The sequence below is a fragment of the Streptomyces sp. NPDC006552 genome (genome assembly GCF_040611655.1).
Lineage (GTDB): Bacteria > Actinomycetota > Actinomycetes > Streptomycetales > Streptomycetaceae > Streptomyces.
The window spans coordinates 95,398-108,574 of the sequence record NZ_JBEXOS010000013.1 but is presented as its reverse complement, the minus strand read 5'-3'; the positions used below and the strand labels follow the sequence as shown (position 1 = coordinate 108,574).

At 74.1% G+C, this 13,177-nt stretch carries 11 protein-coding genes; 2 read left to right on the top strand and 9 right to left on the bottom strand.

The annotated features are described in order from the left end of the window. Positions 1–128: 128 nt before the first annotated feature. Positions 129–482 (bottom strand): chorismate mutase, encoded by a 354-nt coding sequence (locus ABZY33_RS11015; RefSeq protein WP_356491231.1) that lies wholly within the window; start codon positions 480–482, stop codon positions 129–131. A 6-nt stretch (positions 483–488) separates the two neighbouring features. Continuing rightward, positions 489–1,376 carry an AraC family transcriptional regulator gene (locus ABZY33_RS11010; protein WP_356491230.1) on the bottom strand — a complete coding sequence of 296 codons (888 nt, stop codon included), beginning with the start codon at positions 1,374–1,376 and terminating at the stop codon, positions 489–491. A gap of 137 nt (positions 1,377–1,513) precedes the next feature. Here ABZY33_RS11010 and ABZY33_RS11005 point away from each other — a divergent pair, with 137 nt between their 5' ends. Then, entirely contained in the window at positions 1,514–3,256 is a 1,743-nt protein-coding gene (locus ABZY33_RS11005) for a beta-galactosidase family protein (protein WP_356491229.1), read from the top strand. 443 nt (positions 3,257–3,699) lie between these two features. Here ABZY33_RS11005 and ABZY33_RS11000 read toward each other — a convergent pair whose 3' ends face one another. Continuing rightward, a complete protein-coding gene (locus ABZY33_RS11000) occupies positions 3,700–6,786 on the bottom strand; it encodes an endo-alpha-N-acetylgalactosaminidase family protein (RefSeq protein ID WP_356491255.1) in 3,087 nt (1,028 codons plus the stop codon). A gap of 252 nt (positions 6,787–7,038) precedes the next feature. Here ABZY33_RS11000 and ABZY33_RS10995 point away from each other — a divergent pair, with 252 nt between their 5' ends. Then, positions 7,039–7,944 carry a hypothetical protein gene (locus tag ABZY33_RS10995; protein WP_356491228.1) on the top strand — a complete coding sequence of 302 codons (906 nt, stop codon included), beginning with the start codon at positions 7,039–7,041 and terminating at the stop codon, positions 7,942–7,944. A gap of 31 nt (positions 7,945–7,975) precedes the next feature. On the opposite strand, the gene ABZY33_RS10990 is transcribed toward ABZY33_RS10995, so the two are convergent. From ABZY33_RS10990 to ABZY33_RS10965, 6 genes are all read right to left on the bottom strand, one after another. Beyond that, positions 7,976–8,902 carry an SDR family oxidoreductase gene (locus ABZY33_RS10990; protein ID WP_356491227.1) on the bottom strand — a complete coding sequence of 309 codons (927 nt, stop codon included), beginning with the start codon at positions 8,900–8,902 and terminating at the stop codon, positions 7,976–7,978. A 1-nt stretch (position 8,903) separates the two neighbouring features. Further along, positions 8,904–9,629, bottom strand: a complete 726-nt coding sequence (locus tag ABZY33_RS10985) for an SDR family oxidoreductase (RefSeq protein ID WP_356491226.1) — start codon at positions 9,627–9,629, stop codon at positions 8,904–8,906. 236 nt (positions 9,630–9,865) lie between these two features. Continuing rightward, entirely contained in the window at positions 9,866–11,509 is a 1,644-nt protein-coding gene (locus ABZY33_RS10980; protein ID WP_356491225.1) for a DEAD/DEAH box helicase, read from the bottom strand. A 92-nt stretch (positions 11,510–11,601) separates the two neighbouring features. Beyond that, entirely contained in the window at positions 11,602–11,805 is a 204-nt protein-coding gene (locus tag ABZY33_RS10975) for a cold-shock protein (RefSeq protein WP_005318814.1), read from the bottom strand. A 143-nt stretch (positions 11,806–11,948) separates the two neighbouring features. After that, positions 11,949–12,554: a TetR/AcrR family transcriptional regulator gene (locus ABZY33_RS10970; RefSeq protein WP_356491224.1), complete on the bottom strand. Its 606-nt coding sequence runs from the start codon at positions 12,552–12,554 to the stop codon at positions 11,949–11,951. A 26-nt stretch (positions 12,555–12,580) separates the two neighbouring features. After that, positions 12,581–13,165, bottom strand: a complete 585-nt coding sequence (locus ABZY33_RS10965; protein WP_356491223.1) for a HutD family protein — start codon at positions 13,163–13,165, stop codon at positions 12,581–12,583. Positions 13,166–13,177 lie beyond the last annotated feature (12 nt).

Genomic DNA, 13,177 nt, shown 5'->3' with positions numbered 1-13,177 from the left:
TGCGGCGCTTCATGGGGCGCGGGGCGACCGGCTACGACGGTGCGTGAGCGGGTGACGTCGGCTCGACCGGCGACCACGCCGAGGCCGCGGGGCTTTGCCCCGGACCCCGCTCCTCGGTCTTCCCCCGGCTAACGCGGGGAGGTGTCCCCGGAGGGGCTTGAATCGGCGGCGATCTGTTCGTGGTGCCTGATCACCTCGCTGATGATGAAGTTCAGGAACTTCTCGGCGAAGGCGGGGTCGAGCTTGGCGTTCTCGGCGAGCTGGCGCAAGCGGTCGATCTGGCGGGCTTCGCGGGCGGGGTCGGCCGGGGGCAGTGCGTGCCGGGCCTTGAGGTGGCCGACCTGCTGGGTGCATTTGAAGCGCTCGGCGAGCATGTGGACGACGGCGGCGTCGATGTTGTCGATGCTGTCGCGCAGGCGGCCGAGTTCGGCGCGGATCGCCGGGTCGACTTCCGGCTGCGGGGCGGACGTGCTGGTGGTCATGGAAGGTCAGCCTACGTGGAGCATGGGCGGGTCGTCGGGGTCGGGGACGCGGTCGGACCAGCCGCCGGGGACGGTGCGGCCCTGCTGTTCGCGGAAGCGGACGGGGGCGGTGCCGACGCGGCGGGTGAAGAGGCGGGAGAAGTAGGCGGGGTCGTCGTATCCGACGCGGCGGGCGACGGCGGCGACGGGCAGTTCGGTGGCGGCGAGGAGTTCCTTGGCGCGGCCCAGGCGGATGCCGAGGAGGTAGTCCTTGGGGCTGCAGCCGGCGCCGCGGCGGACGGCGGTGCGCAGTTCGGCCGGGGTCATGCCGTGCCGGGCGGCGTGTTCGGCGACGGACAGCGGCTGGAAGGCGTCGCGGGCCAGGGCGTGCAGGACGGGGTCGCCGTCGGGGGCCATGTCGGCGCGGGCGCGGCGCAGGGCGACGAGGAGTTCGTGGACGGCGGCGCCGGTCTCGACCTCCAGGAGGGGGTTGCCGCGGCGGGCGGCGCGGGCGATGCGGCCGACGGCGGCGCGGGCGGGGGCGGCGTCGGAGAGGGGGACGAGGGGGCGGTCGGGTTCGATGTAGCCGAGTTCGGTGTAGGTGGTGGTGGCGGGGCCGGTGAAGTCGACGAAGCACTCGTCCCAGCCGGTGGCGGGGTCGGCGCCGTAGTGGTGGGGGCGGTTCGGGGTGAGCCAGAGCAGGGCGGGGGCGGTGACGGGGGTGCGGTGGCCGTCAGCCTGTTCGAGCCAGCCGCTGCCCGCGGTGATGACGACGGCGACGTGGTGGTCGAGGGTGCGGGGGCCGACGGGGGGCAGCAGTCCGTGCTGGAGACCGACGCCGAGGCAGACGAGGCCGAGGCGGTGGTGGACCGGGCTGGGTGTGAAGTACCGCATCCAGGTGTGGTACGTGGACATGTGTCCCCTCCCGTGGTGGTTCGTGCGGGTGTCCCCGTCCAACACCAGCCGATCTTTGTCCATGGACCCCGTCGCCCGCCAGAGGTGACAGTGGCGGCCGGCGGGTGGAGCGCCCGTCAGGCACGGAGGAGCACGTGATGGCCGAGTTCAGGGTGGGCGAGCGCGATTTCGAGGTGGACGGCCGGCCGGTGCGACTGCTGTCGGGGGCGCTGCACTACTTCCGGGTGCACGAGGGGCAGTGGGCGCACCGGTTGCGGATGTTGCGGGCGATGGGCCTGAACTGCGTGGAGACGTATGTCCCGTGGAACCTGCACGAGCCGCGGCCGGGTGAGGTGCGGGACGTGGCGGCGGTGGGGCGTTTCGTGGACGCGGCGCGGGAGGCGGGCCTGTGGGTGATCGTCCGGCCCGGCCCGTACATGTGTGCCGAGTGGGAGAACGGGGGGTTGCCGCACTGGGTGACGGGGCCTTTGGGGGCGCGGGTGCGGACCCGGGACGCGGAGTTCCTGGCGTGGGTGCGGCGCTGGTTCGAGGTGCTGCTGCCGCAGGTCGTGGAGCGGCAGTGCGACCGGGGCGGTCCGGTGATCATGGTGCAGGTGGAGAACGAGTACGGCAGTTACGGCTCGGACGCGCTCTACTTGCGGGCTGTTGCCGACCTCCTTGTCGAACTCGGTGTGACAGTGCCGCTGTTCACGTCGGACGGGCCCGAGGACCACATGCTGACGGGCGGCTCCGTCCCGGGCGTCCTCGCCACGGCGAACTTCGGCTCGCACGCGCGCGATGCCTTCGCGACGCTGCGCGCGCACCGGCCCGGGGGGCCGCTGATGTGCATGGAGTTCTGGTGCGGCTGGTTCGACCACTGGGGCGCCGAGCATGTCGTACGGGAGCCGGCGGACGCGGCGCGGGCGCTGCGGGAGATCCTGGAGTGCGGGGCGTCGGTCAACCTGTACATGGCGCACGGCGGTACGAGTTTCGGGGGCTGGGCCGGGGCGAACCGGGGCGGGCCCCTGCACGACGGCGCGCTGGAGCCGGATGTCACCTCCTACGACTATGACGCGCCGATCGACGAGTTCGGGCGGCCGACGGAGAAGTTCTGGCTGTTCCGGGAGGTCCTCGCGCCGTACGCGGACGGGCCGCTGCCCGAGGTGCCCGAGCCGCCGGCGGCGCTCGCGGCTCCGGTGACGGCCGCGCTGACGTCCTGCACCGCGCTGGACGACGTGCTGGCGGCGCTCGGCGGCCCGGAGTCGGAGCACGCGGTGCCGCCGACCTTCGAGGAGCTGGACGTGGACCGGGGTCTGGTGCGGTACGCGGTGACGGTGCCCGGGCCACGGCAGCCGTACCCGCTGCGGGCGAGCGGGCTGCGGGACCTCGCGGTCGTGTACGTCGACGGGGAGCGGGCCGGGGTCCTCACCGAGGAGGAGCCGGTGCTCGCCGAGCCGGTCGCGGGGCACGCGCGGGTGGAGCTGTGGGTGGAGTCGCTGGGCCGGGTCAACTACGGCCCGCGCACGGGCGAGACGAAGGGGATCACGGGCGGGCTGCTGCACGAGCGGCAGTATCTGCACGGGGTGCGGGCGCGGGGGTTGCGGCTCGACGCGGTGACGCCTTCGGCGGTGGCGGGGCTCGGGGCGGGGGGTGCCGTCGCGGGTGGGCGGGGGTTGTACCGGGGGGGCTTCGAGGTGTCCGGGGCGGGGGACGCTTCGCTGGAGCTGGTGGGGTGGGGGCGGGGGTTCGTGTGGGTGAACGGGTTCTGTCTCGGGCGGTACTGGGCTGCTGGGCCGCAGGGGTCGTTGTATGTGCCTGGACCGGTGATGCGGGAGGGGTCGAACGAGGTGTGGGTCCTGGAGCTCGACCGGGCCGGGGGGCTTGAGGTGCGGCTGTCTTGACCGGGCCGTACTCCGACTGCCGCGCCGTCGTGGCGGATCGCGCAGTTCCCCGCGCCCCTGAAAAACCCGTCTTCGACTGCAGGTGCGGTGGGGGCTGGTCGCGCAGTTCCCCGCGCCCCTAAAAGACCCGCTTTCGTCCGCGCGTGCGGTGGGGGCTGGTCGCGCAGTTCCTCGCGCCCCTGAGAGGCGCACTGCGTGCGCTCTCTCCCCTGGGGCTGCGGCGGAGCCGCATGCTCCAGGGGCGCGGGGAACGGCGCGAGAAGCCCCACCGGCCGGGCAGCCGAACAACCGCCCCATCAGGGGCGCGGGGAACTGCGCGACCAGCCCCCACCGGCCAGCCGGCCGAACAACCGCCCCGTCAGGGGCGCGGGGAACTGCGCGACCAGCCCCCGCCGGGCGCGCGGGTGTCGGACGTACCGGCACCCGCGGCCCGTCACGTCACGTCACATCGGCCCCGTCACCACAAACCCGTCGAGGGCGAACTCAGCCGTACCGTCGTCCCCCACCTTCCGCAGACCCACCCACGCCTCCCCCACCGCCGGCGCCACGAACTCGTACGTCAGCGTGGCGGGTTCGAGGGCGACGGGGAGCGGGACCCGGTCCAGCTCCGCGGGGGCGGGCGCGTCGACCCCGGTGATCCAGGCGTACTGGCCCGCCAGTTCACATTCGTACCGCAGCCGGACCCGGTACCGCCGGCCAGGCAGAAAGCGGACGGTGTGCGGGACGGTGCGGTAGACGAGGCCGGTGTTCTCGCCGCGGGACTTCAGGGACTGCGTACCGTCGATGACGTCGTCGATCGTCTTGCCGTTCCAGCCGCGCTGGGTGAAGGGGGCGTGGCGCTGGGCGATGTGGGTGCGCGGGTCGGTGGCGCCGCCCGCGTCGCCCTTCACGAAGGGGCCCCAGCCCTGCGGCACGTGCTCGAAGTCCTCGCGGACGAGGTCTCCGGAGGGCGGCGCGGGCCGGGCCGCCCGCACGACACGGACGTTGTCGAAGCGGACGCGCGCCTGACCGGCCGCGGCGCGCAGCGTGAGGGTGGTGGGGCCGCCGCTCTGGGGGACGGTGAAGTACGTGAACATGCGCTGGAAGCGGGTGCCGTGCTTGCGGTCGGCGGCCACTTGGTTGACCGCGGTCGAGGTGTCCGTCCAGTTGGTGGCGGTGACGCCGTCGGCCGTGCGCAGCTCCAGGGAGGCGCGGCGCCGCTCGCCCGCGGTGGCACCGACCTCGACCTGGACGGAGGCGGCGTAGCTGCCGGGGGCGAGCCGGGCCAGGCGCTGGGTGACGGTGGCGGCGGCGCCGGGGCCGATGACCAGTTCGTGGTCGCCGAGGTCGCTGCGGTGCACGGCGGCCGGGCCGGTGACGGTCCAGGCCGTCAGGGTGCCGGAGTGGAAGCCGGGGTCGCGCAGCGGGGTGCCCTGGCCCCAGGCGGGGTCGCGGTCGAGGTCGGTGCGGCGCCGGTAGAGGACGTAGGGCTGGTCGGCGGCGGCGTCGAGCGTGACGGAGCCGGCGGTGACGGGGACGTGGGCGACGAAGACGCGGCCCTGGTCGGTGAGCCGGTACAGGGCGACGCGGGACAGCCCCGCCCACGCGCGCGGCAGCCGCCAACTGCTCGTGCCGCCTTCGGGGTTGTAGTGGTAGAGCTTGGCCGGGTCGGTGGCGTTGCGGGGTTCCCAGGGCAGCAGGTAGGTGCCGTCGTCGTAGACGAGGCGGTCGTCGGTGGTGATGCGGCGGGTGCCGGTGGCGTCGCTGACGCGGGTCCGGGTGGCGCCGGCGAAGGTGATCTCGTGCTCGTCCCAGGTGGTGATGGGCTGTGCCTGGAGGTATTTGGCGGGCAGCGAGTGGGTCCAGATGAGCCGGTAGAAGGTGGTCCAGTCGGTCTTGCCGGTCCAGCCTTCGTAGTTGCCCATGCGGGCGACACCGAGGAGGGTGGGCCACTTGTCGGCGAAGACGTCCTTCTGGTGGTGGCGGACGAAGCGGATCAGGCGGGAGTTGATGCCGCGCGAGGTGTCGGGGCCGTAGTCGGTCTCGGTGGCCCAGTGCGACCACAGGGAGGACCGTTCGAAGCCGTGGGCCCATTCGGAGGTGACGTTCCAGCCCTGGTCCCGGAAGGTGCGCTGGAGGCGGTCGGAGGTCCAGCCGGACTCGCGGAACACGTCGATGTAGAGGGTGTTGAGGGCGGGGTCGGCGTCGCGGCGCAGTGCGGCGAAGCGGCGCACGATGTCGCCGGAGACGAGGTCGCGGCGCTGGTCGATGCGGTAGCTCTGGTCGAGCCAGTCCCACTGCTTGTCCGTCTTGTCGACGAGGGTCTCGGAGAAGGCGTGGGCGACGGGGTAGGACTCGGTGGCGTTGACGTGGACGGCGAAGTCGCTGTTCCAGCGGGCGCCTTCGCGCACCAGGGTGTTGAGGTCGTCGAGGCCGCCGGCGCGCTCGTTGTAGTTCCCGGCGTAGTCGGGGTGGGCGGAGTCGTGGCCCTCGGACTGGTAGCCCTTGAGCAGGGTGTACTGGCGCAGCCCGTCGGTGGCGAGGTGGATGCGTTTGACCTCGTCGAGGGTGGCCAGGAACGGGTTGGTGGCCTGCGAGGCGAAGTTGAAGGGGATGTGCGGGACGACCCGCAGGTGCTGTTCGTCGGCGCCGCGCGGGGTGACGGCGATGGACCGGAAGGCGATCGCGGCGTCCTGCCAGTCGACTGTGCCGTCGCCGCCCCGGTCCCGGGTGACGATGACGGTGGCGTACGGGAGGGGCTCGGTGGCGTCGACGGGGGCGGTGGCGGCGCGGTGCGTCCACTGGCCGGGGGCGAGCCGGACGGCGGTGTGGCCCTCGCCGCGGACGGTCTCGTACCAGAGGCGGCCGTTCTCCCAGCTGCTGGCGGCGTCGGGGCGGTCGTAGACGGTGTTGGTCTCGACGGCGCCGCCGAGCGTGTCGTGGGCGAGGACGGCGTAGGCGCAGCCGGTGGGCGCGGCGGCGGGGCTGTCGGCCTTCGGGGTGAGGAGGGTGTCACCGCTCTTGGCCTTGTCGAGCTGCACCTTCGCGGCGAGCAGCGCGGCGCCGGGCTGGTCGCTGCGGACGGAGAGCAGGGCGAGGCCGGGGATCTGGAGGGTGCCGACGCGCAGGTCGGCGGTGTCGCGGATGCGGGTGACGCGCCAGTCGACGCGGTCGCCCGCGACGGTGATGCGGACGTCGATGGTGGTGGCGCCGGGCAGGGCGAGCCGGTAGTCGGCGTGGCCGGGGCGCATCGTGGCGGTCACCTTCGGGGTGTGCGTGACGCCGTCGACGAGCACGGTGGTGACGGGGTCCGGCTGGGCGTGCAGGACGGCGCCGGTGGCGCGGTCGGTGTAGGAGACGACGGACGGGAAGCCGGTGGCGACGCGGACGTCGAGCTCCGCGGAGCGCAGTACGGCGCTGTCCGGGCCGCTCGCGGCGGTGGCGGGGGCGGCGAGGCCGAGCGTGAGGCTCGTGCCGGCGGCGGCGCCGGCGGCGACGACGGCCCTGCGGCTGGGGCCGGCGGGCTCGGCCGGCCGGCCTGTGGTCGGCATCGGCTGGCCTGAGGTCGGCATCGGCTGGCCTGTGGGAGGCACGGGCGCTCCTTCGCATGGCGGTTCGGGGTGTCGATCACGATGCGCCGCACCGGGCGGGAGAGCCCATGGACAAAGCGGGGACAGGTGTTGGACTAACGGACGCCGCACGCGCCCGGCGCCGGGGGGAGGCACCGGCCGTACCCTGGAAACGCCGGGCCCGGGGGCGGCCCCCGGGGACAGGCGATCCGGCGGGCTCCAGGGGGTGCGCTCGTGGTGAACGGCGGGCCGGTGGTGCACGGCTATCCGCATCTGGAGACGGTGCGGGAGGCGGTCACCGCGCTCTACAAGCGCCTCTCGTACGACACGGTGCACACGTTCGCGACGAGCGTCGCCCCGGCCGACGTGGCCTTCGGCGACCAGGACGACCTGCATCTGGGCGCGCAGCGGGTGGCCCGCGAGCTGATGCGCCACTACCACCTGCCGGACGCCCGCATGATCATCGGCTTCCGGGAGATGGAGCACGCGGCGAGTGTGGAACTGGCCGCGGGGCCGGAGTACTTCATCGAGCTGAACGACCGGTTCCGTACGCACCGCCGGGACATCGGGGCGGCGCTGGCGCACGAGATCATGCACGTCTATCTGCACCGGCTGGGTCTGGCGTACCCGGGGACGCGGGACAACGAGATCCTCACCGACACCGCGGCCACCTACCTCGGCGCGGGCTGGCTGCTCCTGGACGCGTACCGGGAGGACGGGGCGTCGTCGCAGAAGCTGGGGTATCTGACGCCGGAGGAGTTCGGGTACGTCCTGGCGAAGCGGTCGCTGGCGTTCGGGGAGGCGCCGGAGACGTGGTTCACCAGCGCGCAGGCGTACACGGCGTACACGAAGGGGCTGGCGCAGGCGCGCCGGGACGAGCAGCAGCCGCCGCTCACCGCGGCGGGGTGGGCGGGCCGGCGCCGGTACGCCAAGGACCGCCGCTACGCGCAGGACCACGGCCCGCGCGGTCCGGCGCCCGCGGGCCCGTACGCGTTCTCCGGGGACGGCTCGCAGGGGCGGTCCGGGCTGCGGGTCTCGTTCCCCTGCCCTACGTGTCACCAGTGGATCCGGGTGCCGGTGCGCGGGCGGGTACGGGCGCGGTGCGGGTTGTGCCGCACGGTTTTGGAGTGTGACACCTAGGGCCTGGTCAGGAGCGGTGCCGGGCTCCGGGTCACCGGCCGGCGCCGTAGACGGGCCGGGGCGGCTCGGCCCGTGCCAGCAGTTCGCGGACCGCCGTGCCCGCTCCGGCCGGGGTCCACCGGGCGGCCTTGTCGGCGGTGGGGCCGGGCCGCCAGCCGTCCATCACCGTGATCCGGCCGCCTTCCACCTCGAAGACCCGGCCGGTGACGCCGGCGCTCGGCGTGCCGGAGCCGAGCCAGACGACCAGCGGCGCCACGTTCTGCGGTGCCATCGCGTCGAAGCCGCTCCGCGGCGCGGTCATCGTCGCGGCGAACGTGGCCTCGGTCATCCGGGTCCGGGCGGCCGGCGCGATCGCGTTGACCTGCACTCCGTACCGGGCCAGCTCGGCGGCGGCGACCAGGGTCAGGCCGAGGATCCCGGCCTTCGCCGCGCTGTAGTTGCCCTGTCCGACGGAGCCCGCGAGGCCGGCCCCGGAGGAGGTGTTGACGACGCGGGCGGTCACCGTGCGGCCGGCCTTCGCCTCGGCCCGCCAGTACGCGGCGGCCTGCCGCAACGGCAGGAAGTGGCCCGTGAGATGGACCCGCAGCACCGCGTCCCAGTCGTCCTCGGCGAGGTTGACCAGCATGCGGTCGCGCAGGAACCCCGCGTTGTTCACCAGGGTGTCGAGCCGGCCGAACGCGGCGAGGGCCGTGTCCACGAGCGACGCGGCCCCGTCGGGGGCGGCGATGTCCCCGCCGTGGGCGACGGCGGTGCCGCCCGCCTCCTCGATCTCCCGCACGACACGGGCGGCGGGGCTGTCCGGTGCGGGGGCGCCGTCGGGGCCCACCCCGAGATCGTTCACGACGACCCGGGCGCCTTCGGCGGCGTAGGCGAGGGCGTGCGCGCGGCCCAGCCCCCGCCCGGCCCCGGTGACCGCCACCACCCGTCCCGCACAGAGCCCGCCGCCCGTCCGCTCCATCTCACGCCTCCTTGTTGGCCGTTGCCGCGTCCAGGAACGCGGGGCGCTCGCCGCCGCCGTGCACGAGCAGGCTGGCCCCGGTGATGTACGACGCCGCGTCCGATGCCAGGAACACGGCGGCCTCGCCGACCTCCCGGGGCTCGGCGAGCCGGCCCAGCGGCACGGTCGCGCCGACGGCCGCGAGGCCCGCGTCATCCCCGTAGTGCAGGGCGGCCCGTTCGGTGCGCACCATGCCGAGGACGAGGGTGTTGACCCGGATGTCCGGCGCCCACTCCACGGCCATGGACCGCGCCAGGCTCTCCAGGCCCGCCTTGGCCGCCCCGTAGGCCGCCGTGCCGGGCGACGGGCGGGCCCCGCTGACGCTGCCGATCATCACGATCGAGCCGCGGGCGGCGGCGAGGTGGGCGCGGGCGGCGAGCGAGGCGGTCAGCGGCGCGGTGAGGTTCAGCTCGATGACCCGCGCGTGCCGCTCGGCGTCGGTGTCACCGAGCAGCCGGTACGGGGTGCCGCCGGCGTTGTTCACCAGGGCGTCCACCCGGTCGAGCCCGGCGAACAACTCCCGCACGGCTGCCGCGTCCCGCAGGTCGACGGGGATGAACTCGCAGCCGGGCAGGGGCACTTCGGGCGGGCGCCGGGCGCAGACCAGGACGCGCGCCCCGGCCCGCGCGAAGGCCGCCGCGATCCCGGCGCCCACTCCCCTGGTCCCGCCCGTGACGACGACGACCACCCGGCCCCCTCTCACCGCACCAAACAAACGTTAGGTCGAAGGTAACCGACGACACCCCGCATGACCACCACCCGGCCGCACGCCCCCCAGGGGCGCGGGGAACTGCGCGCCCGGCCCCCACCGGCGGCCCCGCGACAACGAGACCCCACCCCCGCGGCGAACAAAAAAGCGGGCCCCGCGCCGATGACTACCGACGCGGGGCCCGCTGTTCGACCACGCCCCCGGAGGGGGCTCGCTCAGGCCGCGGCCTGACGGGGCCCACGCGGGCCCCCGTGGCCACGCCGGTTACCACCCGCGGCACCGTTCGCCGTACCGGCACCCGAGCGCCGCCGCCCGCCACCCGCACCCTGAGCGGCACGCTGGCCACCCTGGGCCGAGCGCTGGCCGCCCTGCGCGGAGCGCTGACCGCCCTGGCCCGAGCGCTGGCCCTCGCCACCCGCGGCGCGGCCGGAGCCGCCGTTGCCGGAGCCGGAGCCGCTGCCGCTGCCGCGCGAACGGCGCGAGCGGCGCGGCTTGGCGGCGGTGTCCGGCGCGGCCTGCTCGGGGACGGCGATGGTGACGGCGACACCGGAGGGCTCGCGCGCCCCGGTGATCGTCACCAGCTCCTCGTCGGTGGAGCGGACCTGCGTGGTGCGGGGCTGCACCTTGGCGTCGCGCATCAGCCGCTGCACGTCGCGCTTCTGCTCGGGGAGCACGAGCGTGACGACGCTGCCGGACTCGCCGGCCCGGGCGGTGCGGCCGCCGCGGTGCAGGTAGTCCTTGTGCTCGGTGGGCGGGTCGACGTTGACGACCAGGCCGAGGTCGTCGACGTGGATACCGCGGGCCGCGACGTTCGTGGCGACCAGCGCGGTGACCCGGCCGTCCTTGAACTGCTCAAGGGTGCGGTTACGCTGCGGCTGGCTGCGGCCGCCGTGCAGGGGCGCGGCGTACACCCCGCTGGCCAGCAGCCGCTTGGCGAGCCGGTCGGCGGCGCGCTTGGTGTCGACGAAGAGGATGACGCGGCCTTCACGGGCGGCGATGCGCGCGGTGACGGCCTTCTTCTCGGTCTCGTCGAGCACGTGCAGGACGTGGTGCTCCATCGTCGTGACGGCGCCCGCCGACGGGTCGACGGAGTGCACGACGGGGTCGGTGAGGAACTGCTTGACGAGCCGGTCCACGTTCCGGTCGAGCGTCGCCGAGAAGAGCATGGTCTGACCGCCGGGCGCGACCTGCTTGAGCAGGGCGGTGACCTGCGGCATGAAGCCCATGTCGGCCATCTGGTCGGCCTCGTCGAGGACGGTGATCCGCACCTCGCCGAGGGCGCAGTCGCCGCGCTCGATGAGGTCCTTGAGGCGGCCGGGGGTGGCGACGACGACCTCGGCGCCGCGGCGCAGCTGGCCGGCCTGGCGGGAGATCGACATGCCGCCGACGACGGTGGCCATCCGCAGGTGGAGCGAGGTGGCGTACGGGGTGAGGGCGTCGGTGACCTGCTGGGCGAGCTCGCGCGTGGGGACGAGGACGAGTGCCAGCGGGGTCTTCGGCTCGGCCTTGGACCCGGCGGTGCGGGCGAGCAGCGACAGACCGAACGCGAGGGTCTTGCCTGAGCCGGTGCGGCCGCGGCCGAGCAGGTCACGGCCGGCGAGCGAGTTGGGCAGCGTCGCGCCCTGGATCGGGAACGGCGCGGTGACGCCCTGTGCGGCCAGGGTCTTCAAGAGGGCCGCGGGCATGTCGAGTTCGTCGAAGGCGTCGACCGGGGGCAGCGCGGGAGTGGTGTTCTCCGGCATGGTGAACTCGCGCGGCGGCGTGGGCTGTTGCCGGCGCTGCTGCTCGGGGGCGCGCCGCGCTCCTGCTGCTGCGGGGCGGGGACTGCGACGGCGGGACGGGCGGGCTGAGCTGGCCATGCGGCATGCCTTCCGGGGACTCCGGGGGGTGGGGACAGCATGAGCCGGGGCCCGCACCGTGAAGGTGCGGACCCCGGCCCGGTGATGCTGGATCAGGCGGGAAGGATGTTCTCCGCCTGGGGGCCCTTCTGGCCCTGCGTGACGTCGAAGGTCACCTTCTGGCCTTCCTGGAGCTCACGGAAGCCCGAGGTGGCGATGTTCGAGTAGTGGGCGAAGACGTCAGCGCCGCCGCCGTCCTGCTCGATGAAGCCGAAGCCCTTTTCCGAGTTGAACCACTTAACGGTACCGGTGGCCATGTCATTCTCCTTGAAACAGGTAGCAGCCCCCCATTCCGAGAACGCCCCGGCAAAACAATAATGCGCCTGAGGATCATTCCCGTCAGGCGCACATAAAGTCTATGGGTACCAAAACTGCAACACGCTGATCTTAGCACGACTCGTCAGCGGGCCGCGAGTCCGTCCAGCACCATGGCCAGGTACTGGCGTGCGATCTCCTCGGGGCGGTGCTGTCCGCCGGGCCGGTACCAGGAGGCGGCGACCCAGACGGTGTCCCGGACGAAGCGGTAGGCGAGCCGCAGATCGAGGTCGGCGCGGAACGCCTGGCCGGCGACGCCGCGTTCCAGGGTGGTGAGCCAGGTCTCCTCGAAGCGGCGCTGGGAGTCGGCGAGGAACGCGAACCGCTGCTGTCCGGCGAGCTGCCGTGCCTCCCGCTGGTAGATCGCGACGGCCGAGCGGTGCCGGTCGATCTCCCGGAACGATTCCGTGACGAGGGCCTCCAGGGTCTGCCGGGGGCCGAGTCCGGCGGCGAGCACGGTGTCGTACCCCGTCCACAGCTCGTCGAGGAAGGTCCGCAGGATCTCCTCCAGCATCGATTCCTTGGAGTCGAAGTGGTAGTAGAGGCTGCCGGCGAGCATGCCCGCCGCGTCGGCGATCGTGCGGACGGTGGTGGCGTCGTACCCCTGGGCGGCGAACACCTCGGCCGCGGTCGCCAGGATCTCGCGGCGCCGGCCGTCCGGGGCGGCCTGGGGCTTCTTCTTGGTAGGCACGCCCCCATTGTGGTCCGCTCGCCGGCTCACCGGGCCACCGCCTGTCCGGCGGCGGGCCGTACTCCGGTGATGACGGCGACGGGCCCGGGGGCGTGCAGCCGCCCGGTGCCGTCCACGAGGGCGGCGTCGTGGCGGCCGAGGGTCAGGCCGGGGAGCGCCGCGCCGTCCTCGGTGAGGGCGATCACGAGCGTGGCGCCCGGGGCGAGGGGCAGCCGGCCGCGGACGACGGCGACGGTCGGAGGGACGGCGAGGGCGGCGCGGCGCCACATCACGTTGAGGTTGACGACGGGTCCGCCGAGCAGCCGGCAGCCGGTGGGCACGTCGCCGGGGAGGTCGCGGGGCACGTAGCGGGAGTCGACGAGGGTGGCGGTCGCGCCGACGGTCAGCTCCATGCCGTCGCCCTCGACCATGGTGAGGGTGCGGTCGACGCCGGGGAACGCGGAGAACGGCCCGTCCGCGGCCACGTCGGCGATGCTGACCCGCCATACGAAGCCGGCCATGTCCGCGTCCGGCGGCGCGGCGGCGATCTCCCGGGTGACGCCGCCCCCGTTCTTCCAGGCGACGGCGGCGCGGCCGGCGGCGGGCAGGGCACGGACGACGGGGTCGGTCATGATCGTCGAGCG

Bases quoted from the DNA above. Each gene is read 5' to 3' on its own strand.
- ABZY33_RS11015 (WP_356491231.1), bottom strand. From the start codon at position 482: ATGACCACCAGCACGTCCGCCCCGCAGCCGGAAGTCGACCCGGCGATC.
- ABZY33_RS11010 (WP_356491230.1), bottom strand. From the start codon at position 1,376: ATGTCCACGTACCACACCTGGATGCGGTACTTCACACCCAGCCCGGTC.
- ABZY33_RS11005 (WP_356491229.1), top strand. From the start codon at position 1,514: ATGGCCGAGTTCAGGGTGGGCGAGCGCGATTTCGAGGTGGACGGCCGG.
- ABZY33_RS11000 (WP_356491255.1), bottom strand. From the start codon at position 6,786: ATGCCGACCACAGGCCGGCCGGCCGAGCCCGCCGGCCCCAGCCGCAGG.
- ABZY33_RS10990 (WP_356491227.1), bottom strand. From the start codon at position 8,902: ATGGAGCGGACGGGCGGCGGGCTCTGTGCGGGACGGGTGGTGGCGGTC.
- ABZY33_RS10980 (WP_356491225.1), bottom strand. From the start codon at position 11,509: ATGGCCAGCTCAGCCCGCCCGTCCCGCCGTCGCAGTCCCCGCCCCGCA.
- ABZY33_RS10975 (WP_005318814.1), bottom strand. From the start codon at position 11,805: ATGGCCACCGGTACCGTTAAGTGGTTCAACTCGGAAAAGGGCTTCGGC.
- ABZY33_RS10965 (WP_356491223.1), bottom strand. From the start codon at position 13,165: ATGACCGACCCCGTCGTCCGTGCCCTGCCCGCCGCCGGCCGCGCCGCC.